At 63.7% G+C, this 26099-nt stretch carries 27 protein-coding genes; 17 read left to right on the top strand and 10 right to left on the bottom strand.

Annotated features, from left to right (window positions below; translation table 11 throughout):
- Positions 1-204 precede the first annotated feature (204 nt).
- The 12 genes from CCR94_RS03345 (at position 205) to CCR94_RS03400 (ending at position 10493) form a co-directional block, all read left to right on the top strand.
- Positions 205-840, top strand: coding sequence for a hypothetical protein (locus CCR94_RS03345; protein WP_170068929.1), 636 nt, complete (start codon positions 205-207; stop codon positions 838-840).
- A gap of 218 nt (positions 841-1058) precedes the next feature.
- Positions 1059-1871 carry a DUF1932 domain-containing protein gene (locus CCR94_RS03350; protein WP_158254603.1) on the top strand — a complete coding sequence of 271 codons (813 nt, stop codon included), beginning with the start codon at positions 1059-1061 and terminating at the stop codon, positions 1869-1871.
- Positions 1872-1881: 10 nt separating this feature from the next.
- Positions 1882-3000, top strand: coding sequence for a 4-oxalomesaconate tautomerase (locus CCR94_RS03355; protein WP_104506463.1), 1119 nt, complete (start codon positions 1882-1884; stop codon positions 2998-3000).
- A gap of 72 nt (positions 3001-3072) precedes the next feature.
- On the top strand, positions 3073-4101 hold the full coding sequence (locus tag CCR94_RS03360) for an amidohydrolase family protein (RefSeq protein WP_104506464.1): 1029 nt from the start codon (positions 3073-3075) through the stop codon (positions 4099-4101).
- A 24-nt stretch (positions 4102-4125) separates the two neighbouring features.
- On the top strand, positions 4126-4809 hold the full coding sequence (gene ligK / locus CCR94_RS03365) for a 4-carboxy-4-hydroxy-2-oxoadipate aldolase/oxaloacetate decarboxylase (RefSeq protein ID WP_104506465.1): 684 nt from the start codon (positions 4126-4128) through the stop codon (positions 4807-4809).
- 11 nt (positions 4810-4820) lie between these two features.
- On the top strand, positions 4821-5759 hold the full coding sequence (locus tag CCR94_RS03370) for an amidohydrolase family protein (RefSeq protein WP_104506508.1): 939 nt from the start codon (positions 4821-4823) through the stop codon (positions 5757-5759).
- Between the two features lies 1 nt (position 5760).
- On the top strand, positions 5761-6240 hold the full coding sequence (ligA, locus tag CCR94_RS03375; protein WP_104506466.1) for a protocatechuate 4,5-dioxygenase subunit alpha: 480 nt from the start codon (positions 5761-5763) through the stop codon (positions 6238-6240).
- Positions 6241-7098 carry a class III extradiol dioxygenase subunit beta gene (locus CCR94_RS03380; RefSeq protein WP_104506467.1) on the top strand — a complete coding sequence of 286 codons (858 nt, stop codon included), beginning with the start codon at positions 6241-6243 and terminating at the stop codon, positions 7096-7098.
- A gap of 8 nt (positions 7099-7106) precedes the next feature.
- A complete protein-coding gene (locus CCR94_RS03385) occupies positions 7107-8057 on the top strand; it encodes a Gfo/Idh/MocA family oxidoreductase (RefSeq protein ID WP_104506509.1) in 951 nt (316 codons plus the stop codon).
- Positions 8058-8125: 68 nt separating this feature from the next.
- Positions 8126-9136 carry an aldo/keto reductase gene (locus CCR94_RS03390; protein ID WP_104506468.1) on the top strand — a complete coding sequence of 337 codons (1011 nt, stop codon included), beginning with the start codon at positions 8126-8128 and terminating at the stop codon, positions 9134-9136.
- Between the two features lie 117 nt (positions 9137-9253).
- Complete coding sequence (locus tag CCR94_RS03395) at positions 9254-9613, top strand: protocatechuate 4,5-dioxygenase subunit alpha (protein ID WP_104506469.1); 360 nt, start codon at positions 9254-9256, stop codon at positions 9611-9613.
- 25 nt (positions 9614-9638) lie between these two features.
- Positions 9639-10493, top strand: a complete 855-nt coding sequence (locus CCR94_RS03400) for a class III extradiol dioxygenase family protein (protein WP_104506470.1) — start codon at positions 9639-9641, stop codon at positions 10491-10493.
- Positions 10494-10588: 95 nt separating this feature from the next.
- Here CCR94_RS03400 and CCR94_RS03405 read toward each other — a convergent pair whose 3' ends face one another.
- The 4 genes from CCR94_RS03405 to CCR94_RS03420 all read right to left on the bottom strand — a co-directional run bounded on the left by CCR94_RS03405 (position 10589) and on the right by CCR94_RS03420 (position 14380).
- Entirely contained in the window at positions 10589-11821 is a 1233-nt protein-coding gene (locus CCR94_RS03405) for an NAD(P)/FAD-dependent oxidoreductase (RefSeq protein WP_104506471.1), read from the bottom strand.
- Positions 11821-12144 carry a 2Fe-2S iron-sulfur cluster-binding protein gene (locus tag CCR94_RS03410; protein ID WP_104506472.1) on the bottom strand — a complete coding sequence of 108 codons (324 nt, stop codon included), beginning with the start codon at positions 12142-12144 and terminating at the stop codon, positions 11821-11823. The genes CCR94_RS03405 and CCR94_RS03410 overlap by 1 nt, the downstream gene beginning before the upstream one ends.
- A gap of 82 nt (positions 12145-12226) precedes the next feature.
- Positions 12227-13408 carry a cytochrome P450 gene (locus tag CCR94_RS03415; RefSeq protein ID WP_104506473.1) on the bottom strand — a complete coding sequence of 394 codons (1182 nt, stop codon included), beginning with the start codon at positions 13406-13408 and terminating at the stop codon, positions 12227-12229.
- Between the two features lie 78 nt (positions 13409-13486).
- The gene (locus CCR94_RS03420; protein WP_104506510.1) at positions 13487-14380 is read right to left on the bottom strand and encodes a helix-turn-helix domain-containing protein; all 894 of its coding nucleotides are present in this window, start codon (positions 14378-14380) and stop codon (positions 13487-13489) included.
- A gap of 103 nt (positions 14381-14483) precedes the next feature.
- Here CCR94_RS03420 and pobA point away from each other — a divergent pair, with 103 nt between their 5' ends.
- Positions 14484-15656 carry a 4-hydroxybenzoate 3-monooxygenase gene (gene pobA / locus CCR94_RS03425; protein WP_104506474.1) on the top strand — a complete coding sequence of 391 codons (1173 nt, stop codon included), beginning with the start codon at positions 14484-14486 and terminating at the stop codon, positions 15654-15656.
- 342 nt (positions 15657-15998) lie between these two features.
- Here pobA and CCR94_RS03430 read toward each other — a convergent pair whose 3' ends face one another.
- From CCR94_RS03430 to CCR94_RS03450, 5 genes are read right to left on the bottom strand one after another with little or no spacing between them, the layout of a single operon-like run.
- Positions 15999-18026 carry a heavy metal translocating P-type ATPase gene (locus CCR94_RS03430; protein WP_104506475.1) on the bottom strand — a complete coding sequence of 676 codons (2028 nt, stop codon included), beginning with the start codon at positions 18024-18026 and terminating at the stop codon, positions 15999-16001.
- On the bottom strand, positions 18013-18867 hold the full coding sequence (locus CCR94_RS03435) for an energy-coupling factor ABC transporter ATP-binding protein (RefSeq protein ID WP_104506476.1): 855 nt from the start codon (positions 18865-18867) through the stop codon (positions 18013-18015). The genes CCR94_RS03430 and CCR94_RS03435 overlap by 14 nt, the downstream gene beginning before the upstream one ends.
- On the bottom strand, positions 18864-19589 hold the full coding sequence (gene cbiQ / locus CCR94_RS03440) for a cobalt ECF transporter T component CbiQ (protein WP_104506477.1): 726 nt from the start codon (positions 19587-19589) through the stop codon (positions 18864-18866). The genes CCR94_RS03435 and cbiQ overlap by 4 nt, the downstream gene beginning before the upstream one ends.
- Positions 19576-19857: an energy-coupling factor ABC transporter substrate-binding protein gene (locus CCR94_RS03445; protein WP_104506478.1), complete on the bottom strand. Its 282-nt coding sequence runs from the start codon at positions 19855-19857 to the stop codon at positions 19576-19578. Before CCR94_RS03445 ends, cbiQ begins: the two co-directional genes overlap by 14 nt.
- Positions 19854-20525, bottom strand: a complete 672-nt coding sequence (locus CCR94_RS03450; RefSeq protein ID WP_104506479.1) for an energy-coupling factor ABC transporter permease — start codon at positions 20523-20525, stop codon at positions 19854-19856. The genes CCR94_RS03445 and CCR94_RS03450 overlap by 4 nt, the downstream gene beginning before the upstream one ends.
- A gap of 213 nt (positions 20526-20738) precedes the next feature.
- On the opposite strand from CCR94_RS03450, the gene CCR94_RS03455 reads away from it, so the two are divergent.
- From CCR94_RS03455 to CCR94_RS03465, 3 genes are all read left to right on the top strand, one after another.
- Positions 20739-21206 carry a response regulator gene (locus CCR94_RS03455; RefSeq protein ID WP_104506480.1) on the top strand — a complete coding sequence of 156 codons (468 nt, stop codon included), beginning with the start codon at positions 20739-20741 and terminating at the stop codon, positions 21204-21206.
- 26 nt (positions 21207-21232) lie between these two features.
- Positions 21233-22594, top strand: a complete 1362-nt coding sequence (locus tag CCR94_RS03460) for an ATP-binding protein (RefSeq protein WP_104506481.1) — start codon at positions 21233-21235, stop codon at positions 22592-22594.
- A 319-nt stretch (positions 22595-22913) separates the two neighbouring features.
- Positions 22914-23639, top strand: a complete 726-nt coding sequence (locus CCR94_RS03465; RefSeq protein WP_104506482.1) for a response regulator transcription factor — start codon at positions 22914-22916, stop codon at positions 23637-23639.
- Positions 23640-23686: 47 nt separating this feature from the next.
- Here the strand turns inward: CCR94_RS03465 and CCR94_RS03470 are convergent, their stop codons facing one another.
- Complete coding sequence (locus CCR94_RS03470) at positions 23687-24829, bottom strand: hypothetical protein (RefSeq protein ID WP_146089842.1); 1143 nt, start codon at positions 24827-24829, stop codon at positions 23687-23689.
- 463 nt (positions 24830-25292) lie between these two features.
- Here CCR94_RS03470 and CCR94_RS03475 point away from each other — a divergent pair, with 463 nt between their 5' ends.
- Positions 25293-26060: an IclR family transcriptional regulator gene (locus tag CCR94_RS03475; RefSeq protein WP_104506484.1), complete on the top strand. Its 768-nt coding sequence runs from the start codon at positions 25293-25295 to the stop codon at positions 26058-26060.
- The last annotated feature ends 39 nt before the right edge of the window (positions 26061-26099 follow it).

Genomic DNA, 26099 nt, shown 5'->3' on the forward strand with positions numbered 1-26099 from the left:
CCAGGAGGAGGGCCGCCTGGCTTTCCCGGCGGCCCGCCCCCCGGCGCTCCAGGCGGCCCTCCTCCTGGCTTTGCTGGCGGCCCTCCGCCCGGGCCGCCGCCCGAGGACGAAGACCTCATATTGGCCGCCATGCGCGCTCACGGGCCGCTCTGGCCCGGATTGCCTGTTCCCTCGGCCGATCCGCGTGATCTTGAAGGCGTATGGGTGCATGATCTGCCTCTGGCGCCGCAAATCCTGGCCGATATGTACGGCGACGCGATCCCGATCAACGAGGCCGGCAAAAAAGTGCTGGCGCGGCGGCTCGCCTCCCTTCGCGACGGCGCGCCCTTCATCAACGCATCCTCGGTCTGCCGCCCGCCCGGTCAGCCCTGGCTGCATGAACTCAACATGCCGTTCCGCATCTTCCAGTCGGAAGCGCGCATCGATCTCGTCTATGAGGAATATCATTCGGCATGGCATATCGCCATGAACGACAAGCCCGAGGCGCAAAACGGACCCAAGCCCTATATGGGACGGTCGTTCGGCCATTGGGATGGCTCTACGCTGGTGGTCGAAACCAAGGATTATCGCCAACCGCTCTGGCTCGACGTCAACGGGACGCCCGCCTCGGAAAACGTCAAGCTGACCGAGCGCATACGCAAGGTCTATGACGGACACTGGTTCTTGGAAATCGTCTACACGGTTGACGACCCAACCTATTTCACGCGGTCCTGGTCCTTCGTGCGCACTTACGGCTGGATGCCGTGGAAGGCCATTTTCGCCGAGTACAATTGCGAAGAGCAAATCGGCAACAAGGACTACCTGAAACAGTCTGGTCTCGCGCCAGAACCGAAGGATTGATCCCGACAACGGCGCCAGCACGGGTTCCGGCCAGAGAGAAAGCAGAGCGTATTCGGTGAATTCCCGACCACCGACCGCGCTCTTTGCTTGCCAAGCGCGTCGCGCGCAGGCGCGCCGGACTGATGAGAAATATTCAGCAATGGCGCCATTTTGATCATTTTTTTCAAAGCGTTCGGCGCGGCATTTTCAGGCCGCAACCCATTGGAGCTCGCCTGGATTTGCCCGCAAAGATCGCATTCATCGGCTACGGCGAAGTTGGTCAGCTGTTTTCGCGTCAATTGCGCGAAGGGCATCGCGTCGCCATCCGCGCTTACGACCTCAAGCTTGATAAGGATGAGAGCGCCGCGCCGCTGATCGCCACCGCGCAGGCGAGCGGCGTCGTGTTGGCGAAGGACGCGGCCGACGCCGCCGCAGGGGCCGACATCATCTTTTCGACCGTCACCGCCGACGCCGCCGAACTGGTGGCGAGAGAATCCGCCGCCTATCTGCAACCGGGTCAGATTTTCTTCGACATCAATTCCGCCTCGCCCTCGACCAAGACCGGCGTCGCCCAGGCGTTGTCGGAAAAAGGTCTCGACTATGTGGAGGGCGCGGTGATGGCTCCGGTGGTCGAACCGGGGATCGAGGTCGAGATTCTCACCGGCGGCCCGCGCGCGGCGGAACTCACGGACAGGCTGAACGCGCTCGGCATGAACCTGCGCGCGGTGGCGGAGAAGGTGGGGCGCGCCTCGGCGACCAAACTCTGCCGGTCGATCATGATCAAGGGCATCGAGGCGTTGATCATCGACAGCGCCAACGCCTGCGCGCACTGGGGCGTCGCCGAGGATGTGTTCGCCTCGCTCAACGCCAGCTTCCAGGGCGCCGACTGGGCCGATTTGGCGAAAAAGATGGACGCGCGTGTCGCCAAGCACGGCGTGCGCCGCGCCGCTGAAATGCGCGAAGCCGCGGCCATGCTCATGGATATGGGGCGCGATCCCTCCCTGGCGCTCGCCGTCGCCGACCGCCACGCATTTCGCGCCCAACAGAAATAAGGTTTGAGCCATGTCTTCACAGCGCGCCATTCCCTGCCTGCTGATGCGGGGCGGCACCTCCAAGGGACCGTTCTTCAACGCGAGCGATCTGCCCCAGGACATTGCGACCCGCGACAAGGTTTTGCTGGCGGCCATGGGGTCGCCCGACCGCCGACAGATCGACGGGCTCGGCGGCGCGCACCCGCTCACCAGCAAGGTCGGCATCGTCAGCAAGAGCGCAACGCCCGGCGTCGATCTCGATTTCCTGTTCGCGCAATTGCAGCCCGACAAGGATAATGTGGATACGACGCCCAACTGCGGCAACATGCTGGCCGCTGTCGTGCCCTTCGCACTGGAAACCGGCATGATCGCGGCGCAGGGCGACACCAGCACGTTTCGCGTGCTCACCCGCAACACCGACATGCAATGCGACATCACCGTCGAGACCTCGGTCGGCCCAGTGAATTACGAAGGGACAGCGCGCATCGATGGCGCGCCGGGGACCTCAGCGCCCATCACCATCAATTTTCTGGATACGGCGGGGTCGGTTTGCTCCGGTCTGCTGCCAACCGGCGCGGTGGGCGACCGCATCGAGGTCGCCGGCGCAGGTTTTGATCCCTTCGCCATCGATGTCACCTGTATCGACAATGGCATGCCGCTGGTGATTTTCCGCGCCGACGCGCTGGGGCGCACCGGTTATGAGAGCGTCGCCGATCTCAACGCCGATGCCGAGTTGAAAAAGCGGATCGAAGCGCTGCGGCTCATCGTCTCCAAACAGATGGGCCTCGGCGACGTCAGCGCGAAGAACTATCCGAAAATGACCCTGATCGCGCCGCCGCGCGCGGGCGGCGCGCTGACAACGCGCAGCTTCATCCCGCATGTCTGCCACGACGCCATCGGCGTGCTCGCGGCGGTCACGGTCGCCACCGCCTGCGTCTTGCCGGGGTCGGTGTGCGAAGGCGTCGCGGTCATGCCGCAGGGCGGCGCGCCGACGGTTTCGGTCGAACATCCGACCGGCGAATTCTCGGTCTCGCTGGAGACCGATCCCAACGACCCGACCAAGGTGACCAAGGCGGCGCTCCTGCGCACGGCGCGTCTGATCATGCGGGGCGAGGTCATGGTCCCGCGCGGCCTGTGGCCGCAGGACTGAAGCTGGGGCAGGGCGCGCCCTGAAGGCGCGGCGCAAGCAACCCTTCACTGACGAGCAAAAACGAGGACGCTCATGATCATCGATTGCCACGGCCATTACACCACGGCGCCTAAGGCGCTGGAAGACTGGCGCAACCGCCAGATCGCCGCGATCAAGGACCCTTCGCAGGCGCCGAAACCTTCCGAGCTGAAGATTTCCGACGATGAATTGCGCGAGACGATTGAAAAGAATCAGCTGCGCCTGATGAAGGAGCGCGGCAGCGACCTCACCATCTTCTCGCCGCGCGCCAGTTTCATGGCCCACCATATCGGCGACTTCCAGGTGTCCTCGACCTGGGCGGCGATCTGCAATGAATTGTGCTTCCGCGTGGCCGAGTTGTTTCCCGACAGTTTCATCGGGGCCGCCATGCTACCGCAAAGCCCCGGCGTCGATCCCAAAACCTGCATTCCCGAACTGGAGAAATGCATCAAGGATTATGGATTCGTCGGCATCAACCTCAATCCCGATCCCTCCGGCGGCCACTGGACCAGCCCGCCGCTGACCGACCGCCACTGGTATCCGATCTACGAGAAGATGGTCGAATATGACATTCCCGCCATGGTCCATGTATCCACCAGCTGCAACGCCTGTTTCCACACCACCGGCGCGCATTACATCAACGCCGACACCACCGCGATCATGCAGCTGATCCAGGGCGACCTGTTCAAGGATTTCCCGACCCTGCGCTTCGTCGTGCCGCATGGCGGCGGCGCCGCGCCCTATCATTGGGGCCGCTATCGCGGTCTAGCGCAGGAGCTGAAAAAGCCGCTGCTGTCCGAGCATCTTTTGCAGAACGTGTTCTTCGACACCTGCGTCTATCACCAGCCGGGCGTCGATCTGCTGACCAAGGTGATCCCCGTCGACAATATCCTGTTCGCCTCGGAAATGATCGGCGCGGTGCGCGGGATCGATCCGGAAACAGGCCACTATTACGACGACACCAAGCGCTATATCGAGGCGACGCTCAACCTCGACGAGACCGAGCGCTTCAAGATTTACGAAGGCAACGCCCGCCGCGTCTATCCGCGCCTCGACGCCGCGCTGAAGGCCAAGGGCCGCTGACGGGACCGCCTGGAGATCATTCCCATGACTGAACTTGGAATCGTCAAGCGCAACATCACCCGCGCCGAACGCGCCGCCGTCGACGCCATGGCGCAATTCGGCGCCGCCACGGTTCACGAGGCGCAGGGGCGCGTCGGCTTGATGAAGCCCTATATGCGGCCGATCTATCCGGGCTGCGCCGTGTCGGGAACGGCAGTGACCGTGCTGCTGCATCCCGGCGACAACTGGATGATGCATGTCGCCGCCGAACAGATCCAGCCTGGCGACATTGTCGTCGCGGCCATCACCGCAGAATGCACGGACGGTTATTTCGGCGACCTGCTCGCCACCTCGTTCATGGCGCGCGGCGCCCGCGCCCTGATCATCGATGCTGGCGTGCGCGACGTGCGCGTGTTGCAGGAAATGGGCTTTCCGGTCTGGAGTAAATGCATCAGCGCCAAGGGCGCGATCAAGGCGACGCTCGGCTCCGTCAATATCCCCGTCGTCTGCGCCGGCGCTCTGGTCAATCCGGGCGACGCCATTGTCGCCGACGATGACGGCGTCTGCGTCGTTCCCGCCGCCTGGGCGCCGCGCATCGCCGAGGCCGCGCAGAAGCGCGAGAGTTTTGAAGGCGAGAAGCGCGAGAAGCTCGCCTCCGGCGTGCTTGGCCTCGACATGTACAAGATGCGCGAGCCGCTGGAAAAAGCCGGCCTCAAATATATCGATTGACGGGAGTGAGCATGTCCAAGTCCACCAGCGGACCCTTCGAGAAAACCAAGGGCTGGCTCGATTGGTATGAGGGGCCGAGCAAACCGCGCTTCGCGCCTCCGCCGGGCGCGGTGGACGCCCATTGCCATGTGTTCGGGCCGGGGGAGAAATTCCCCTACGCGCCGGAGCGCAAATATACGCCCTGCGACGCCAGCAAGGCGCAATTGTTCGCACTGCGCGACCATCTCGGCTTCTCGCGCAATGTCATCGTCCAGGCGACCTGCCACGGCGCGGACAATGAGGCGATGGTGGACGCCTGCCTGTCTTCGCAAGGCAAGGCGCGCGGCGTCGCCACCGTGCGCCGCTCGGTGAGCGACGAGGAGCTGAAGCGCCTCGACGCCGCCGGGGTGCGCGGCGTTCGCTTCAATTTCGTCAAGCGTCTGGTGGATTTTACCCCCAAGGACGAATTGCTGGAGATCGCCGGCCGCGTCGCCGAACTCGGCTGGCATGTCGTCATCTATTTCGAGGCGGTCGATCTGCCAGAACTGTGGGATTTCTTCACCGCCCTGCCGACGACCGTTGTGGTCGATCACATGGGGCGTCCGGACGTATCGAAGGCGATCGACGGCCCGGAATTCGAATTGTTCCTCAAATTCATGCGCGAGCACCAAAATGTCTGGAGCAAGGTGAGCTGCCCCGAGCGCCTCTCGGTGAGCGGACCGCGCGCGCTAAATGGCGAGCAGGGGGCCTATCGCGATGTGGTTCCCTTCGCCCGCCGCGTGGTCGAGGAATTTCCCGATCGCGTGTTGTGGGGCACGGACTGGCCGCATCCCAATCTGAAGGATCACATGCCCGACGACGGCCTGCTGGTCGACTTCATCCCGCATATCGCGCCGACGGCGGCGTTGCAGCGCAAGCTGCTGGTGGACAATCCGATGCGGCTCTACTGGCCCGAAGAAATCGGAGGCTGATGTGGCGCTCGACAAACCCTATCTCGACGTGCCCGGCACGACGATCTTTGACGCGGAACAATCGCGCAAGGGCTATTGGCTCAACCAGTTCTGCACCTCGCTGATGAAGCCGGAGAATCGCGCGCGTTTCCTTGCGGGCGAGCGCGCCTATCTCGATCAATGGCCCATGAGCGAGCAACAGAAACTGGCGGTGCTGGCGCGAGACCTCAACCGCTGCATCGCGCTCGGCGGCAACATCTATTTCCTCGCCCGCATCGGCGCGACCGACGGCAAGAGCTTTCAGCAGATGGCCGGCAGCATGACCGGCATGAGCGAAGAGGAATACCGCGCCATGATGGTGGCGGGCGGCCGCTCGCCGGAGGGCAACCGAGTCCTCGGCGAGGAGGGCGACGCGCAACCGCACAACCAGCCGCAAGGCGAAGCCAGCCGAATGTTCCGCGAAGCGGGTTGCTTGGCGCGGGCGAAGAACGGAGGCGCCTGAATGGCGAAAATTACTGCGTCGGTTTACACGTCGCACGTTCCGGCCATTGGCGTCGCCATCGACGGCGGCAAAACCGCGGAACCCTATTGGGCGCCCCTGTTCGCCGGCTACGAGCCATCGAAACAATGGATCGAGGCCAACAGGCCCGACGTGGTTTTCCTTGTCTATAACGACCACGCCACGGCGTTCAATCTCGATCTCATTCCCACCTTCGCCATTGGAACCGGCGCGGAATTCGCTGTGGCCGACGAGGGCTGGGGCCCCCGCCCCGTTCCCAAGGTCGTCGGCCATCCCGAGCTTGCGTCCCATATCGCGCAATCGGTCATTCAAGACGATTTCGACCTCACCCTCGTCAACAGGATGGAAGTCGATCACGGCCTGACCGTTCCGCTGAGCCTGATGTTCGGGCAGCCGGAGGCGTGGCCGTGCAAGGTCATCCCTTTCGCTGTCAATGTGGTGCAATATCCCGTGCCTTCGGGCGCGCGCTGCTTCGCGCTGGGTCAGGCGATCCGCCGCGCCGTCGAAAGTTTCGACGACAATCTCAACGTGCAGATCTGGGGCACCGGCGGCATGAGCCACCAGCTTCAGGGCGCGCGCGCCGGCCTGATCAATGCGGACTGGGACAATCGTTTCCTCGACCGACTGATCGCCGATCCCGCCGGGCTCTCCAAGGTCCCGCATATCCACTATGTGCGCGAAGCCGGCAGCGAGGGGATAGAACTGGTGATGTGGCTGATCGCGCGCGGCGCCATGGCGGATGTCGCGGGCGGCCCGGCCCCGACCCTCAAACATCGCTTCTACCATGTCCCGGCCTCCAACACGGCGGTCGGCCATCTCATTCTCGAAAACAACGTTTGAGGCTGATCATGAGCAAGGTCAAAATCGCGCTCGCAGGCGCCGGCGCCTTCGGTGTCAAGCACATCGAAGCGCTCCAGGCGATCGTTGACGCCGAGGTGGTGGCGCTGGTGAGCCCCGAGGCCGAAAAGGTCAAAGGCTTGGCGCAGAAATTCGGCATTGCTCATACCGGCGCCGATCTCGCCGATGCGCTGGCGCTCAACGAGGTGGATGCCGTCATCCTCACCACGCCGACGCCGATCCACGCCGCCCAATCGATCCAGGCGCTCAGGGCCGGCAAGCATGTGATGGTGGAAATTCCACTCGCCGACAGCCTCAAGGACGCCGAAGAGGTGGTGGCCCTGCAAAGGGAGACGGGCCTCGTCGCCATGTGCGGCCACACCCGTCGCTTCAACCCGTCGCACCAGTTCGTGCGCAACAGAATCGTCGGCGGCGAATTCAACATCCAGCAGATGGATGTGCAGACCTTCTTCTTCCGCCGCAGCAATCTGAACGCGCTCGGCGAGCCGCGCAGCTGGACCGACCACCTGCTGTGGCACCACGCGGCCCATACGGTCGATCTCTTCGCTTATCAAACCCGCAGCCCGATCGTGAAAGCCAATGCGATTCAAGGGCCGATCCATCCGACGCTTGGCATCGCCATGGATATGTCGATCCAGCTCAAGGCGGAAAACGGCGCCATCTGCACCCTGTCGCTGTCCTTCAACAATGACGGGCCGCTCGGCGCCTTCTTCCGCTACATCGGCGACAGCGCCACCTACATCGCGCGCTATGATGATCTCGTCACCGGTAAGGACGAAAAGATCGACGTGAGCAAAGTCGATGTCTCGATGAACGGCATCGAATTGCAGGACCGCGAGTTCGTCGCGGCGATCCGCGAAGGGCGCGAGCCCAACGCCAGCGTTGCACAGGTGCTGCCCTGCTACAAGGTTCTTCAAGACCTTGAGCGGCAACTGATCTGACGCTTCCTCCCTCTGCGAACGATCCTTTGGGTGCGGCTGAACCGCACCGATTGCTTGAGGAGAACAGGATGCAGACTCGCAAGCTCGGTCCCTTCAACGTCGGCGTTATTGGCCTCGGCTGCATGAATCTCAGTCATGCTTACGGACCGCCGGTCAGCGTGGACCAGGCGGATCGGGTGATCGCGGCGGCGATCGAGGCCGGGGTCGATCATTTCGATACAGCGACGCTCTATGGTTTCGGCGCCAACGAGGAACTGGTCGGACGCCTGCTCAAACCGCATCGACGCAAGATCACGCTCGCCAGCAAATGCGGCATGGAGGGGCGTCCCGACGCGCAGGGCGTGATACGCAAGGCCATCGACGCGCGCCCCTCCACGCTGGCGCGACAATGCGAGCAGAGCCTTCGTCGCCTGCAGACGGATGCGATCGACCTCTACTATCTGCATCGCTATGACCGCAGCGTGCCGATCGAAGACAGCGTCGGCGCGCTGGGCGATCTCGTGCGCAAGGGCGTCGTTCGGTCCATCGGCCTGTCGGAAGTCTCTGCGCCAATCCTGCTCCGCGCGCATCGAGAATTTCCGATCAGCGCCGTGCAGACGGAATATTCCTTGTGGACCCGCAACGCCGAGATCGCCGTGCTCGCCGCCGCGCGTGAAATCGGCGCCTCCTTTGTCGCGTTCAGCCCGCTCGCCCGCGCCTTCCTGACGGGCGCCCTCACCGATGTCACGACGCTTCACGCCACCGACATCCGCCGCGCCATGCCGCGCTTTGCGTCCGACGCCTACGCCGAGAATCTGAAACTGCTCGGACCGTTCAAGGCGCTGGCGCGACAGGCGGGCTGCACGCCAGCGCAACTGGCGCTCGCCTGGCTGCTCGCCCAGGATGACCACATCCTGCCGATCGTCGGCACGACCAGCGTCGCGCATTTGCGTGAAAACCTCGTTGCGGCCGATCTGGCGTTGCCGCCCGATCTTCTCGCCGCCGCCGATGCGCTCATCAATGAAAAGACGGTGACGGGCGCGCGCTACAATACGCAGGGCGAAACGGAAGTGAACACGGAAACATTTGCGCCCGCTTAAAGGCCTGGGGCCGCGCCGCAGCCTGCGGGCGCAGGCCTCAACCTTCGCCATCGCCAGAGCGTTCGCGCCGCGTATGAACGTTAGAAAAAGAAGCTTCTGACAAAAGGGGAGGACGCCTTGAACGCACAGCCGCAGATTTTCGGAACCTATCTTTTCGACGGCGCCGCCGCACAGCGCGGCTACGCGCTGAACAAGATGTGCTATTCCTTCAACAGCGCCGCCAATCGCGAAGCTTTCCTCGCCGGCGAGGAAGGCTACATGCGCGCTTACGGTCTGAATGAAGCGCAAGCGCAGGCCATTCGCGCGCGCGACGTTCTGGGCCTGCTGCACGCCGGCGGCAACGTCTATTACCTCGCCAAATTCGCCGGCATCCTTAAGCTCGACGTGCAGGATCTCGGCGCGGCGCAAACCGGCGTGAGCAAGGATGAATTCAAAGCGCGTCTCGTCGCGCAAAACAATCAGCCGGATCATCTCTGAAACGCGATCGCGAAGGATTATCATCATGGCCAGGATTCTCGGCGCCCTCACCACATCCCACGTGCCGGCCATCGGCGGCGCTCTCGCCCGGGGGGCGCAGGACGAGCCCTATTGGAAGCCATTTTTCGACGGTTTCAAGCCGGTGCGCGCCTGGCTCGACGAAGTGAAGCCCGATGTCGCCGTGGTCTTCTACAACGATCACGGATTGAATTTTTTCCTCGACAAGCTGCCGACCTTCGCTGTCGGCGCAGCGAAACAATATGTCAATGAGGACGAGGGCTGGGGCATCCCGAGCCTGCCCCCGATTCCGGGTATTCCCGAACTGTCGTGGGCGATCATCGAGCGGCTCGTCGCCAGCGATTTCGACGTGACCACTTGCCAGGAAATGCTGGTCGACCACGCATTCACCTTGCCGCTGAAACTGTTCTGGCCCGAGACGTTCCAGACCATCGTCACCGTGCCGGTCTGCATCAACACTGTTCAGTTTCCTCTGCCGAGCGCGAAACGCTGCATCGCGCTGGGTCGGGAGATCGGTGAAGCTGTGGCGGCGTGGAACAGCGACAAGAAGGTGGTGATGGTTGGCTCGGGCGGCCTCAGCCACCAGCTCGAAGGCGAGCGCGCCGGCTTCATCAACAAGCCCTTCGATCTCGCCTTCATGCGGAGCCTGATCGACGATCCCGAATGGGCGGCGCAATACACCATTCCGCAGCTTGTCGAAAAGACCGGGACGCAGGGCGTCGAGCTGTTGATGTGGTTGGCCGCGCGCGCCGCCGTGCCGGGCGCCGTGCGCGAGGTTCACCGCAACTATCACATCCCCATCAGCAATACGGCCGCCGGCACGATGGCGATGGCCGCGAAGGATTTGATCGCGACGGAATGAAGCAGGAACGCCCGTCGTCGGAATGCGGCGGGCGCTTTTGCTGTTCGTAATGATCGTTGAATGGCGCCAGCGCAGAAAAGCGCGGGGACGCTTTTTCAGGCTGGCGCGCCGACAGCGAGCAGGTTTTTGAGATCGAAATCGGGATTGGAAACCTGTTCGATGGTCGGCGATAACGAGGCGTCGAGCAATTTGCGGGCGAGCATGTGATCGCCCGGACGATTGACCGTATCGACGCCGATCAGCTTGCCTCCCCTGAAATAGAACAGGGAGAAGTGATTCTGCGCCATCGAGCCGCGCAGCGCCGCCTTGTCGGCCTGTGCCGAGGTTCCAGCCATTTGCAGCTTCGCGTCGTACTGGTCCGACCAGAACCAGGGCGCGGCATGAAAAGGCCGGTCCTTGCCCATCAGGGCCGCCGCCGCCGACTTGCCCTGCTCGACCGCGTTTTGCACCGATTCCAGTCGCGACAGCGCGCCATCGCCGTGACGGCGGGCCGTGCAATCGCCCGCGGCGAAAATCGCGGGGTCGCTGGTGCGAGAACAGGCGTCCACGATCACGCCGCGATCACAGGCGAGCCCGGCGCTGCGCGCCAGCTCGTCGTTGGCGACCGCGCCCACGCCGACCACGACGAGATCGGCCGGGAAGGACCGACCATCGGCGGTCTCCACGGCGCGCACGGAGCCATTCTCGCCGACGAGGCGCGAAACCTTGGCGTTGGTGATCGCGTGGACGCCATGACCGGCATGCAGGCGCGCGACATATTCCGAGACCGCAGGCGAGGCGACGCGCGCCAGCAGCCTGTCCATGGCTTCGAGCACGATCACGGAACGTCCACGCTTGCGCGCGGCGGCCGCAACTTCAAGGCCGATGAAGCCGCCGCCGATGACAACGACATTATCGGCCCTGTCGATCCGTGCGCCGATCTCCGCGGAATCCTCAAGCGTGCGCAGCGAGGCGACTCCGCTGAGGCGCGCGCCTTCGATGCCAAGTTCGCGCGGACGCGAACCGGTCGCCAGCACGAGGCCCGCGCATTGCCGGCGACTGCCATCGTCCAGCACGATGGAGTGCGCGTCGGGTTCGATGGCGCTGACCGTGTGTGCGGCGCACAGCTCTATCCGCTTCTTGGCGAAAAATTCCGCTCCGCGAATGGTGAGTTGGGCGGCGGGCGTCTCGCCGAGCAAATAGCCCTTGGAGAGCGGCGGGCGGTTGTAGGGCGCGTGCTTTTCGGCGCCGTAGATCACGATTTCGTCCCGCCAGCCTTCCGCGCGCAGGGCCTCGGCGGCAGCGAGGCCCGCCTGGCCTGCGCCGACGATAATGATCGGCTCCCCCATCAGCTCTGCGCCTCCGGCATGCGCACGATCAGGCCTTCGAGATCGGGCGCCATCTTGATCTGACAGCTCAGGCGGCTGTTGGGCAGGCGCGCGGCGACGACGTTGTCGAGCATTTCGAGCTCTGTTTGCGTCGGTGTCGGGAGGTGGGCCGCGGGCTCGCCCTCGATATAGCAATGGCAGGTGGCGCAGGCGCAGGAGCCGCCGCATTCCGCCTCAATGCCCTCGACGCCCTGAGACGTCGCCGCCTGCATCAGCGTCCAGCCATCGGCGATGTCGATTTCGACTTCAGCGCCTTGGGGTTCAATAAAGGTGATCCTGGTCATTCTGAACGTCTCTCATGTTGTCGAGCCACCGGCGCGGGGTGAGGCGCCGGCGTGTATCTGCAAGTTAAGGCGTGGCGTGCGGTCAGCGCGCGGTGGCGGACGTCACGCGCGCAAGCTCGAGACGCAACGGGCTGCGGAAGGTGGAGGAGGGCATCCAGGGCAGTTGCTCCTGCACGCGCGCGTAATCGGGAACGACCGCGTGGAATTCCTCCATAGCGATGTTCAGCGCGAGGCGCGCGATCGCATTGCCGAGGCAGGCGTGGACGCCGCCGCCGAAGCCCAGATGTCCTTTGGGGCGACGCGCCAGATCGTAAACATCGGCGTTGGCGAACTGCCGGTCGTCGCGATTGCCCGATCCATAGGCGAGGCATACGAAATCGCCCTCGCGCATGGTCTTGCCGTGGATGTCCACGTCACGCGTCAGGCAGCGGCGGAAGCGCTGGCCCGATGTGTTGTAGCGCAGCGATTCCTCGATGGCGTCCGGAAGCCGGGCCGGATCGGCGACGACCGCGCGGCGCGCGTCGGCGTGGTCGGCGAGATTGAGCGTCAGCATCGACATGAAGCCGCCGAGCGACTCGATGCCGGCCATGATCAAGGTCGTGGTGGTCAGCAACACCTCGCGTTCGTCGAGCCGGTCGCCGTCGATTTCAGCCAGGCTGAAATGCGAGATCAGGTCGTCTTGCGGATTGGCGCGGCGTTCCGCGATCACCTTGGACGCATAGTCCTGCATCCAGGTGTAGGCGGCGATATGCTCCGGCCCCTTGGTGCGGGTGCGCGGATCTGACTGCACCATCAGCACCGCTTTTTCCCGCACCACCGCTTCATCGCCAAGAGGCAGGCCAAGCGCCGCAAACAGAACGCGCACCGTAAATTTGGACGTGAAGTCGGCGATGAAATCGAATTGCGCGGAATCCTTGAGGTCGCCGGCGACGTCACGCGCGATGCCTCGGATCGGCTCAGCGAGTCCTTCCAGATTGCGCTTGAGGAAGGCGCGCTGCACCAGGCCGCGCAGGCGGTCATGCCGTGGCGGATCGGTGGTGCCGAGCGTCGCGCCGGCGCGGTTGGGCAGTTCCGTCATCAGGTTGCCCTTGGCCGAGGAATAGGTCCGCCAATCGTTCAGCGCCGTCACAATATCGGCGTAGCGCGTCAGCACCCAGATGTTCGCTTCCTCGCTCCAGTAGCACGGGAAGTCGTCGCGCAGGCGCTTGTAAAAAGGGAAGGGGTCGGCGTCCACCGCCGGCGAATAGGGATCGAATGAGAACATGAAGTCTCCTCCTCTTTTGCTCTTTCCGGCGACGGTAAGAGCGCGAGGCGGCAGACGGAATGGATGATTTTTTCTGATTCATGCAGTTTCCGGACGCAGTCCGCGCGGTTCACGCTCTCCGCTCAGCCGCGCGCGGAACTGCTTCGCCGATACGCCGCTTGCGGCGGTGAAGACGCGACTGAAATAGGCGGGATCCTCAAAGCCGAGCGTGTAGGAAATCGTGGAGACTGGCAGGTTGGTGAAAACGAGGTTGCGGCGCGCCTCCTGAATGAGGCGCTCCTGGATGAGTTGCGCCGCCGAGAGTCCGGTCGCAGCGCGCAGGGCTCTGCTCAAATGGGTGGCGCTGACGCCCAGAGCGCGAGCGTAGTCCTGCACTTTCCAGTGCTGACGGTAGTGTTCTTCCCGCAGCTCCTCGAACCTGCGCGCCAGCGGGTTCAGATCTCGCGGCGTCTGCGCTTCGCTCTGCTCCGCGCCAGCGCGCGCCGCGGCGCCCAGAAGCGCGCCGCAAAGCGAGCGCAACACCTGCGCGCGGGCGAAAAGGCGTTCGGCGAATTCCCGGAAAATCTGCGTCATCAGATCGGCGGCGACATCGTCCACGTTTGCGGCGAAAGCGGCGTTGAGGTAGCGGCGCAACCCCTCTTTCGCCGGGAGATTTTCATCGAGAAATTCGCTGGCGAGCGTGACCACGAAGCCTTGCGTTCCCGGCGCGAAACTGAAGGCGTGAATGACGCTTGCGGGCACATTGGCCAGGCGGTTCGCGACGAGGTCCTCGCGCCTGTCGTCAAAACGCGCGAGGCCCCCGCCGCTGGTGACCAGGATGATCTGATGCAGCCGTGTGTGCCGGTGTGGCGTCAGCTCCCAGTCGTGCAGCGAGGCGCGATCGAAAATAGTTTCGCAATGCACGACGTCCGGCAGATCGCCCGTCTCGCCGAACAGGTTGAAATTGGCGATCTCAGAAGTCGTCAGCGCCATGTCGTGTTTCTGCAAGTCTTTGATCGTTCGCTCCATTCGGAGCACGCGAACCGAAGGCTAAAGTTGAAGGCTTCAGAACAACCATAGCCCGAGCGTGAAAAATATGAAGGTTCAAGTTTGCATCATCGGGGGCGGACCATCCGGTTTGCTGCTGTCGCAATTGCTGCATCTCAAAGGCGTGGATAATGTCGTGCTCGAACGGCAAACCCGCGACTACGTTCTGGCGCGCATCCGCGCGGGCGTATTGGAACATGGGTTTGCCGCCCTCATGCGCGAAGCGCAATGCGGCGAGCGCATGGATCGCGAAGGCGAGATTCACCACGGCTTTTACATCGCAAATGATGGGCGGCTCGACCGCGTCGACCTGCACAAACATTCCGGCGGCAATTCGGTCATCGTCTATGGCCAGACCGAGCTGACACGCGATCTCTATGAGGCGCGGGAAAAGGCCGGTGTGAAGACCGTGTTCCAGGTGGAAGACGTGGTTCTGCACGGGCTCACGAGCGATGCGCCGCACGTGACCTACCGCAAGGCGGGTGAAGATTTCCGGGTCGAGTGCGACTATATCGTCGGCGCCGACGGCTTTCACGGCGTGAGCCGCAAGTCGATTCCGTCCGATGTGCTGCGCGAATATGAGCGCGTCTATCCCTTCGGCTGGCTTGGCGTGCTGTCGAGCACGCCGCCGGTGTCGCCGGAACTGATCTATGCGCGGCACGAGCGCGGCTTCGCCCTGTGTTCGCTGCGTTCGCAGGTGCTCAGCCGTTACTACATCCAGGTTCCGTTGGAAGACAAGGTCGAGGACTGGTCCGACGAGGCCTTCTGGGCCGAATTGAAGCGGCGTCTGCCGCCGGAGACAGCGGCGAAACTGGTCACCGGTCCCTCGATCGAAAAGAGCATCGCGCCGTTGCGCAGTTTCGTGGCGGAGCCGATGAGCTACGGCCGACTGTTTCTCGCCGGCGACGCCGCCCATATCGTGCCCCCGACGGGCGCCCGCGGCCTCAACAGCGCGGCGTCCGATATCTATTACCTCTACCACGGTCTGATCGACCATTACCTCAAGCACGACGATCACGGTCTCGAAAATTATTCCGCCAAGGCGCTGGCGCGCATCTGGAAGGCGCAGCGGTTCTCCTGGGGGATGACGCATCTGCTGCACAAGTTCCCCGACCGCTCGTCCTACGAGGACAAGCTGCAGGACGTCGACCTCGCCTATCTCCTGTCGTCGGAAAACGCGTTGGGCTCGCTGGCCGAAAATTACGTTGGCCTGCCATTCTGATCGAACGCGTCCCCGGCGGAAGCCGGGGACGATCAGACCACGCCGATCCGGTTGATGCAGACCCACGGCACAGGATGGGGCGCGCGCTCGATGCAATGGCGAAAAACTCGTTATGGGTGGGGCCCCGCTGAGCCTCGATCTACTCCCGCTCCCCGCTCGCGGGGCGAGGGGAGGCGGAGCGAAGGCGTCGTCGATGTAGAACTGGGTCGGTCGAAGAAGGGACAGAGGTCCGACAATAGCGACTGACGCACGGCTTTCCGGCTTTTATCAACTCGTTCCGCCCGGCGCCTGTGGCAACGAGGCGGGCATCGCTCCGACGCCCGCCTCCAAAGACTGACAACTTCAGGCCCGCGCGGCGGCGGGCGCTGGCAGGTAGGCTTCCAGCTTTTTCCAGAACACCGGGCTCGGCAGCAGCCGCGCCGAATTGAGGATGAAGGTCAGTTCCGAGGAGGTGTGGATGATCGCGGCCCACATCGGACTGATCATGCCAAACAGCGCCAGCAGCAAGCCAATGACATCGACGAGAATCGTGCCGACGAAATTGAACCAGATGATGTTGCGGGTGCGCCGCGCCACGCGCAGGATCTCCACGAACTGGTTGAGATTGTCGCTCACCAGCATCACATCGGCCTTTTCGCGCGCGACTTCCGAGCCCGAGCCCATGGCGACGCCAACGGAGGCGGCGACGAGCGCGGGCGCGTCGTTGACGCCGTCGCCGACCATGGCGACCGTCTTCTTCTCCGCACGAAGGGCCTTGACGCGCGCGAGCTTTTGCTCGGGCAGCAATTCGGCCTCGATCTCATCGACGCCGAGCTGACGGCCGAGCCGTTCCGCCACGGCGCGCACGTCGCCCGTGAGCAGCACGGTCTTCAGCTTCAGCGCCTTGAGGGCGGCGACGGCTTCCTGCGCTTCAGGCCGCACCCGGTCCTCGACCACGATTCCCCCGAGGATCACGGTCTCACGCGCGACAATGACCGAGGCGTTGGCGATGGCGTCCGGGACGCCAACAAGCGACAGCCCGCTCTCTTCGAGAAAGACGCGGCTGCCGACGAACAGCAGGCCGCGACTGTCTTGCGCCTTGACGCCCTTGCCAGGAAGATAAGCGTAGTGCGCCGGTTCCTCCGGCTGCACGCCGAGCGCGCGCGCATGGGAAACGATCATGCGCCCGAGCGGATGTTCCGAGCACAGCTCCGCCGCGGCGGCGGCCTGCAGCAGAGCCTTTTCGCCGACGCCCGGCATGGCGTGGACGCCGACAACATCGGGAACGCCATAGGTCAGCGTGCCTGTCTTGTCGAGCAGCACCGTGTCGATCCTGCCGAGCGTCTCAAGATGGACGCCGCCTTTCACCACCGCGCCGAGCTTGGCGCAGCGGCCCATGCCGCCAAGGATCGCCAAAGGCGTCCCGGCGGCGACGCCACAGGCGCCGGCGACCACGATGGTCGAAATCGTCGTGTTCACGTCGCCATTGGTCATCCAATAGGCGAGCGCCGTGAAGCCAAGCGCGTAATAGACGATATAGCTCGCGAGTCGGTCGGCGACGCGCTGGATCGGCGCGCGAGTCTTTTCCGCCTGTTCCACGGCCTCGATGATCTTACCGAAGCTGGTCGCGCGGCCGAAGCGTTCGGTCTGGATGTCGAGCGCGCCCGACTGGTTGACCGTGCCGGCATAGGCATGGGCGCCCGCGACTTTTTCGACCGGCATGGATTCGCCGGTGATGCGGGATTCGTCGACGAACGAATTGCCTGCGGTGACAGGGCCGTCCACGGGAATACGCGCGCCCGGCGCCACCACCACGATGTCGCCGATGTGCAGCGCCGAAATCGGCATGACGAAGGTCGCGCCGTTGCGCCGCACCGTCACGTCGTTCGGCAGCAGATCCATCAGTTCGCGCAGGGCGCGGCGGCCGCGTTCAAAGGTCATGCCCTCCAGCATTTCCGCGATCAGCACGAAGAAGGTGATGAACAAAGCGACGAAGAAATAGCCGGTGTAGGCGGCCGCCAGCAGGGCGATCGCCATCGACAGCTCCATCGTCATCCGCCGCTGCTTGAGGCCTTCATAGGCCGCGCGGAACAGGGGCTGGACGCCGATGTACAAGCCGATCCAGCCGTACCAGCTGAAGGCCAGGTACAGTTGGCTGTCGATGCTCAGAACCGTATTGTCGGGCAGGTCCAACTGAATGGCGAGAGCGCAGAGCGCGACAAAGCCGATTCTCAGAACTTCTGCGAGCGAAACGGCGTGGTTGTGATCGTGGTCATGATCATGATGGTCGTGATCGTGATCATCATGATCGTGATCATGGTGATGATCGTCGGCGTGGCGATCGCGCTGCGACTGGGCGTCGGTCAGCGGCTTTTGGTCATGATCCAGCATAGGCAGGGCTCCGTTCGGCGATCAACACCAGCATGTCGTCAACAGTGCGGGGCGGCGCGGCGTCTTGCGCGAGCAGGCCGCGGGTTTTCAGGGCGCCGGCCAGACGGGCGAGCAGGGGCGGGGCGAGCCGCGCCTCCGCAAGGGCGCGCTCATTGGTGAGCAGTTCGGTCGCCGGCCCTTGAGCGATGACGCCGCCGTTGCGGAACAGGGCGGCCTCGTCGGCAAAGGACCAGGCGAAATCGACTTCGTGGGTCGTGAAGATGAGCGTGGTTCCGGCGTCGGAGAGGCGTTGCAACGCCTCCGTCAGCAAGGCCGAGCCCTGTTGGTCGAGACCGGCGGTCGGCTCGTCGAGCATCAGGATTTCCGGGCGCATGGCGATGGCGCCCGCAATGGCCGCGCGCTTTTTTTGTCCGAAGGACAGCATGTGCGTGGGGCGGTCGGCCAGGTGGGAGATGTTGAGCGCGGCGAGCGCCTCCGCGACGCGCTGGCGCGCCTCGTCCTCGCCAAGGCCGAGATTGAGCGGGCCGAAGGACACATCCTCGGCCACCGACGCCGCAAACAGCTGATCGTCGGCGTCCTGGAGCACGAGCCCCACGCGTCTGCGCCAGTCGTTGAGCGCTTGCCGGCCATAGCTCATGCGCGCGCCGTCGAGCCGGATCTCGCCGGAGGCCGGGCGCAGCGAACCGTTGAGATGCAGCAGCAGCGTGGTCTTGCCCGCGCCGTTCGGTCCGAGGATCGCCAGTTTGCGTCCGCGAGGGATACGCAGATCGAGGCCGTCGAGCGCAGTGACGCCACCCGGGTAGCGATAGGTGAGGCCGGAAACATCCATCAGCGGCGTCATGCGAACAGTCCTACCAGGGCGATGGCGGCGAGAGTTGCGCTGATGGCGGCCAATCCCGAAGCCGTGGCGGCGGTTCGGTCGGCCAGCACACGCATCTCGCCGCGCCAGCCGCGAGATGCGAGCGCAATTTCCATGCGGCGCGCGCGGTCGAGGGCGCGCGGCAGCAGGTTGGCGGCGATCAGGCCCGCGGACATCACGCGGCGGCGCGCGGTGGCGTGGCCGAGCCTCGCCGCCTGCGCGGCGTCCATCGCCACGGCGGAGTCTCCGAGGATGAAAAGGAACCGGTACATCAGCAGCGCAAGGTCCACGATTTCGCTGGGAAGGCCGAGCCTGCCCAGACCTCCAACCAGGTCGCTCGCCGGCGTGGTCAGCGCCAGGAACAGCATGCAGGTCAAGCCGGCGACCGAACGGGCGACGAGCGCGCCCGCCTCAGCGAAGCCGCCTGGCGCGAGGCCAATGCCGTGCGCGTCGACGCGCAGCGCGAGCGTCACCACGCCCACAGCCAGAAAGCCGAGCGGCGCGGCCATGCAGCCGAACCAGAGGCGGGGAGAAACGCGCGCGCCGACGAGCGCAGCCGCCGACATCGTGGATGCGACAAGCACAGCGGCGGCGGGCTTGAGCGCCAGGGCGAGAACAAGCAGGCCGAGCGCGAGCAAGGTTTTTTCCGCCAGCGGCTTGCGCCGCCAGCGGTTCAGATGGGCCTCGCGGTCAATGGGCGACATTCTTCTGTCCGGCGCGCCGTCCGATCACATAGCCCACCAGGCCGGCGCCGATCGCCGCCTGCAAGGCGAACAGGCCGGTCTCGACTTCACCGCTCGGCGGCTTCCACAAGGGTTCGAACCAGGGCTTGTAGCCCGGCCTGGCGTCGCTGATGGCTTCGGAGCCGCGATCGTCGGCGCCCTTGAACTCGCCTCCGAGGCCAGGAATGACGAGAGGCGCGGCGATGATGGCGAGAGCGGCGACCACGAGCCACAGAGAACGGTTTTTCATTGGCGGACCTCACCGGCGAGAATTGCGATTTCGTCGGGTTTTCCCGCGCTTCCGGACAGGGCGTTCATCACCACGACCGTCAGCAATCCCTCGGCGATGGCGAGCGGAATCTGCGTAACCGCGTAAATGCTGGCGAATTTGACGAAGGCGCCGACGACGCCGCTCTCGGCGTCGGGATAGGCGAGCGACAATTGGACGGCGGTGGTGACGTAAGTCGAGAGGTCGCCGAGCGCGGCGGCGGCGAACACGGACACCGCGACGGAAACGCCGAAGGATTGCAGCAGACGCCAGAGGCCATAGCTGACCCAGGGTCCCACAATCGCCATGGAGAACACATTGGCGCCAAGCGTGGTCAGGCCGCCATGCGCGATCAGCAGAGCCTGGAACAGGAGGATGATCGTGCCGAGCACCGCCATGACCGACGGGCCGAAGATCACAGCGCCGAGGCCGACGCCGGTCGGATGGGTGCAGGAGCCGGTCACGCTGGGCATTTTCAGAGCCGAGAGCACGAAGGCAAAGGCGCCGGAGGCCGCCAGATTTAGACGGGCCTCGGGCCGCTCGCGCAGGATCTTGCGCGTCGACAGGCAGCCGGCGATGACGAACGGCGATGAAATCACGAACCACCCGACGGCATGGCCGACTGGGAGAAACCCTTCCATAATGTGCATTTCTGACCTCCCGGTATTTGCAAGCTCCCGTAAGACAGGAACGGCGCGCCGTGTCATGCCGCCAAGTCCGCGCTTCAAAGACTTGCCTTTTTGTCCGGCGGAAATGTTGGCCTCCGGCGACCGGCGAAAATAGCCACCTGTTTGCGCGGCATTACGTTGATTGGAAGCGAAAAAGGGCGGCTTATTCGGTCCTGGCGCCAGCGATAGTCTTGAATGGAGTTGCAAATCTGGAGGCGCCCGCAGATGGCAAGCCAAAATCGTCCCATGGTTCTTGTCGTCGAGGATGACGCGCTGGTGGCGATCGCCATGGCGTCGTTCCTTGAGGCATACGACGTGGAAACATGCTTCGCCGCCAGTTTAGCGACGGCTGAAATGGCGCTCGGCGAGCCGGTCGACTTCGCATTCCTGGACGTCAATGTTGTCGACGGAAACACCTACCAGTTGGCGCGGAGGCTTAGCCGCGAAAACGTCCCGTTCGTCTTTGTCTCCGGCAGCGATCCCGCGCGCGTTCCGGCGGATCTGCGCAGCGCGCAGTTCCTGGCGAAACCCTGCCCAGTTTCCGTGATCGCCAAAGCCATGAAGACGGCCTGGGACAAGGGGAACGGCGCCAGCCGACTTCCTCGGTCAATCTTGCGTAGCGCCAATCACCGCTCGGTGGCTCGCCCGCGTTCGATCTGCTAAAACAGTGACAGACAAAAGGTTTGCGGATGTTGCGCTTTCTCGATACGGCGCGGGGTCAGATCATAGCGATCGCTTGCGGCGCGCTTCTGGCGACGTTTGTCGTTGTGGTCATCCTCGCCGCGCTTTCCCAGCCGGCAAATCCACCCCTGCCGCCCGGTCCCTGGCCGCCGACGCTCCAGATCATGACGCTGGTGAAGGCGCTCGCCGGCGCGCCGGCGGCGGAGCGGCCTGCAATCGCCCGCTCCATTTCGTCCGACGATCTGCGCGTTCGGCTTGAACGCGCCGAGCCTTGCTCCGCATCTGCGTCAGGCTACTGGACGGACAGCCTGACATCGCTTCTGAGAGAGGGGCTTCACGATCGCGTGGGCTCATTGTCGGTCAAGGTCTGTATGCGCGAAGACGGCGTCAGCCGGATGCTTCGTGTCGAAACAACTGTAGAGGGTGAGTTTGTCACGATCGACACCACTCTGCAGGAAGGATTGTCGCAACTCATCATCGTGACCTTTCCGGTTTTGCTGACGGTTTCCTTTCTGTTCCTGCTGGTGATTGCGCTCTCGGTCTGGACCCTGGCGCGGATCAACAGGCCGTTGCGCGAACTCGCCGGCACTGTCGAGAAATTCGGACAGGATGTGGCGAACAAGCCGCTGCCGGTGAGAGGCGCAGTCGAGATCCGTCAGCTCATTCAGGCCTTTAATCGCATGCAGGAGCGTGTTACCGAACTGATGGAGGAGCGCCGCCGCATGCTGATGGCGGTTGGGCACGACCTGCGCACGCCCCTGACCCGCCTCAAGCTGCGCGTCGAGCTCGAACCTGCTTTGGAAGGGCGTGGCGACATTTCGCGCGATCTCGACCTCATGCAGAAAATGGTCAATGGCGCGCTGGCCTATCTCAATGACGAGCCCGACGGAGAGCCTTTCGAGATCGTCGATCTCGGATCGCTGATTGAAAGTGTTGCTCTCGAATTCCAGGACGATGGCCATGACGTGTCCTTCACCGGCGCCTACGGTCTGGAGTGTCGCTGCCAGGCCACGGCGATCACGCGCGCCGTCGCGAACCTGATCGAGAACAGCTGCCGTTACGCGACGCAGACCCGTGTCGATGTGAGGGCCGGCGTCGAGCAGGTCGTCATCAACGTCAGCGACAACGGACCGGGGATCCCCGCAGGGGAGCGGGAACGCGTGCTGTCGCCGTTCGAACGTCTCGATCCAGCGCGAGCGGCGGAGGGGCGGCTGGGCCTGGGTTTGTCGATCGTTTCCGACATTGTTCGTTGGCACGGCGGCGAATTGGTTCTGCTGGACGCCGAGCCTCAGGGATTGCTGGCGCGCATCACGCTCCCGATGAACGCAGCGGGAGACAATCAGGCGTCGATCGCGCTGGAAGGGGTGTGATCCCATAGGCGCTAGTTAGTCTGCTGAAAAAGCCGTGGACCGCCCTCGCCCTTCGAGACGCCCGCTGCGCGGGCTCCTCAGGGTGAGGGCTACTGGGTTGATTCCATTGATACCCTCATGCTGAGGAGGCGAGCGAAGCTCGCCGTCTCGAAGCACGAGGGTATCACACACGCATCGTGCAGCAGCCGCCAAACCTAATCCTAGCGCCTATGGGCCTGATCCCCTTGCATCAACGCTGTTCTTCGTCTTGCCAAGGTTTTGTAGCGCCGGTAGCTTGGTTCTGTCGGAGCCATATCGATCCGAGGAAAGCCTTGCGTGTATGAACGCTGAAATTCAGGCCGCGCCGCATGCCGCGCTGCGCATCCTCATTATCGAGGACGATCCCGAGATCAGCAGGCTCGTGGCGCAGTTTCTGCGGGACAAGGATTATCACGTCACCGCGGTCGGCGACGGGAAGGCCATGCGCGCGGTCATTGCGGCGCAGGCGGTTGATATCGTGTTGCTTGACCTCATGCTTCCTGACGACAGCGGCTTGGATCTCTGCAAGCAGATCCGAGCGACGTGCGGCGCCCGCATCATCATGGTGACCGCCTTGGCGAGCCTGTCGGATCGGGTGGCGGGACTGGATTCCGGCGCGGACGATTATGTCAGCAAGCCGTTTGCCTTGCCCGAGCTTGAAGCGCGCATTCGCGCCGTTTCGCGCCGCGGGCAGGATGGGCCGGATCAATCAAACGACGGCGTCATCCGGTTCGGCGGATGGCGGTTCGACGCCAAAAGGCGCATTCTTTATTCGCCCAAAGGCGTGCGCATCACGCTGACCGCCGCGGAGGCGGACCTCCTCCAGGCTTTTCAAAAGAATGCGCATCAGGTTCTCAGCCGACCGCAACTGATCGAACTCACGCGCGGGAAAGGCGAAGATGTGTCGGACCGCGCCGTCGACCTTCTGGTCAGCCGGTTGCGGCGAAAGCTGGCGCTTGGCGGACGGCAATTGGAAATCATCCAGACCGTGAGAAGCGACGGCTACGTTTTCAATCCCGAGGATTGAACCAGCGCCATCGAAGCGACGCGACGCCGCCTCGATGGCGCTCAGGTTCAATGCTTGACGGCTCCGTTGTTCTTTCGATGCCCGAAGGCGTCGAACATGGCGATGAAAAGCTTGGTCAGAGCGTTTTGCGATCCGCAGGGACGCTCCGTCCGAGCCAAGGCGTTGTCGAGCATGCCGGCCGCCAGTTGAGCGTCGGCGATGGTGACGCGCTGGTGAATGAGATAGGCGAAGGTCTGGGAAAGGATCTCGGCAAGAACAGGTTTGCGGGTGAAAAGGCCGCCCTTGCGGCCCAGCCTGGATTCAAGCACGCCCATGTCTTCCAGAATTCGGGAGGCCTGCCGCACGCTTTCGAGGCTGAAAACGTATTGATCGGAGATATCCCGTTCGGAGCCGAGAAACGTCGATTGCACATGAGGCAGGCGCATGATGTCGCCGAGCATTTTGAAAGCGAGCTGGGTTGAATAGCGGCAGGCGTTCAGCGAGGTCGTAGGTCTGATCCAGCGCATGAGATCGAGATCGCCGCTGGTTTGCGCGGGGGCGGCGCTGTAGACGAAGTCGGCCACGCCCGCCATGTCGCCCGCCACGAGAGATTTCGAAATCGCTGCAAGACGGCGCGGATCGAACGCGTTGGTCGTCTCGGCGCGCGGTCCGGCGAGAACGTCCAGGACGCTGGCCATAACCGATAAAGCCGAATTGCCCGTCATTTTCACCAGCGCGCTCAGCAGGTCGCCGGTTTCGGCAAAGGTCGCCGAGAGTTCAACGGCGAGCGCCCTTTCTTCATGAAAACGTTGCAAGAGCAGCCAAGCCGCGATCTCGGCCAACGTGCGGGCGGCCCGGTCCAGATCGGCGCGCGTCGCCTTTTCGGCGAGCAGATAGAGCGCGAAAGATTGCAGTACGTTTTTCAACCTGGGCTGCGCGATCACGAGGCCGCCGCCGCGTCCCCGCCGCATATCCGCCGACCCGCGCATTTCGAGGATGCGGATCGCCTCGCGCACCGCCCATCTGCCGATCTTGTAGCGCTGCTGAATCTCGGATTGCACGCCAAACAGCAGACCCGTTGGCCATCCCGCGCTGTGAAATTCTCTTTCGATCATCAACGCCACCTCCAGGCCGAGCTTGTTCTCGCGGCCGAGGTCTTGTTCCGAAGCTCCGCTGGCTTGGACTTGCCCCTTCTCGGCGGTCGGGATCACATCCAGACGTCGAACAGGCGTCTTGGCGCGCTGCGTTATGAAAGAATCCGCCGTGGCGGGGTTCGGATTTGAAAAAGCAATAGCATGCCCTTCGGCAATGCGCATGTGTCTCATGCGGCCGTCCTCCCTTTGATTATTTGTGTGCGTCAGTTCGCGTCGCGTCTGCGCTTACGTTTTGCTTGTGCAGCGATCTTTTTGGCGCTTTGGCCTGTCGCGTTGCGTTGCAACATCGGAATTTTTCTGAATCCGACGAAATAATGACTATACGCTACAAAGCTGACCGTCGAGTATAAGCTCTGACATATTTGATACACATTTGCGTATCTTGGCGCGCCGCGCCGTGAATGGGCCTCGTTCAGGGCGGAGGCGAGAGGGCGGCTCGGCAGGGCGAACAGTCGCGCGACAAAGCGCGGACAGCTATAACGGCGGCGCGCCGGACGGGAGAGCGCAACAGGAAACCAATATGAAGAAGGTCGCTACAGCGGACAGAGTTCTCTCGATCCTTCGTCTGTTTTCTACGGAGCGACCGGAATGGCAGGTGGAGGACCTCGGCGCCGAACTTCAGCTTTCCGCCAGCACGGCTTACGAATATGTTGGCAGCCTGGTTGGCGCGGGGCTTCTGGTGGCCGGACGCACGGGCCATTACACCATTGGACCCGCCGCAATCGAGCTTGACCTTATTGCGCGACGAGTCGATCCGCTGACCCGCAACGCGCGCGAAATTCTCCGAAAACTCGTCGAAGAGAGCGGGGCCGGGACCATCGGACTGCTCTGCCGGCTCTATCAGCTGCAGGTCATGTGCGTTGACGAGTATTCCATCGACCCTCCTCCAATCGAAACGAGCTACGAGCGGGGCCGGCCCATGCCCTTGATCCGCGGTTCAGCGTCCAAGGCGATCCTCGTCAATCTGCCGGCGCGGACGCTTCGTCGGTTCTTCGATCTCGAGCGCGAAGCCGTCGCCGCGATGGGGCTGGGGCGCGACTGGGAGTCGTTCAAGGCGGAGACGCGGCGCCTTCGTCGCAGCGCGCCGCTCGTCAGCATCGGCGAACTCGACGCAGGGGCGCTGGGCGTCTCCGCGCCCGTGTTCGGCGAGAATGATCTCATCCTCGGGAGCATAGGGCTGGTTTTGTCGGCCGAGGCCGTGCGCGAGGATTCTGCGCGGATCGAGAGTCTTAGAACGCTTGTGGGCGCCGCCGGGCAAGCGGTGACGCGCGCCCTTCTTGCGCCCTGAAAGAGTCAGCGCATTCTGCCTCCATGCCAAGTTGACAGC

The sequence above is a fragment of the Rhodoblastus sphagnicola genome (genome assembly GCF_002937075.1).
In the GTDB taxonomy this organism is placed as follows: domain Bacteria; phylum Pseudomonadota; class Alphaproteobacteria; order Rhizobiales; family Beijerinckiaceae; genus Rhodoblastus; species Rhodoblastus sphagnicola.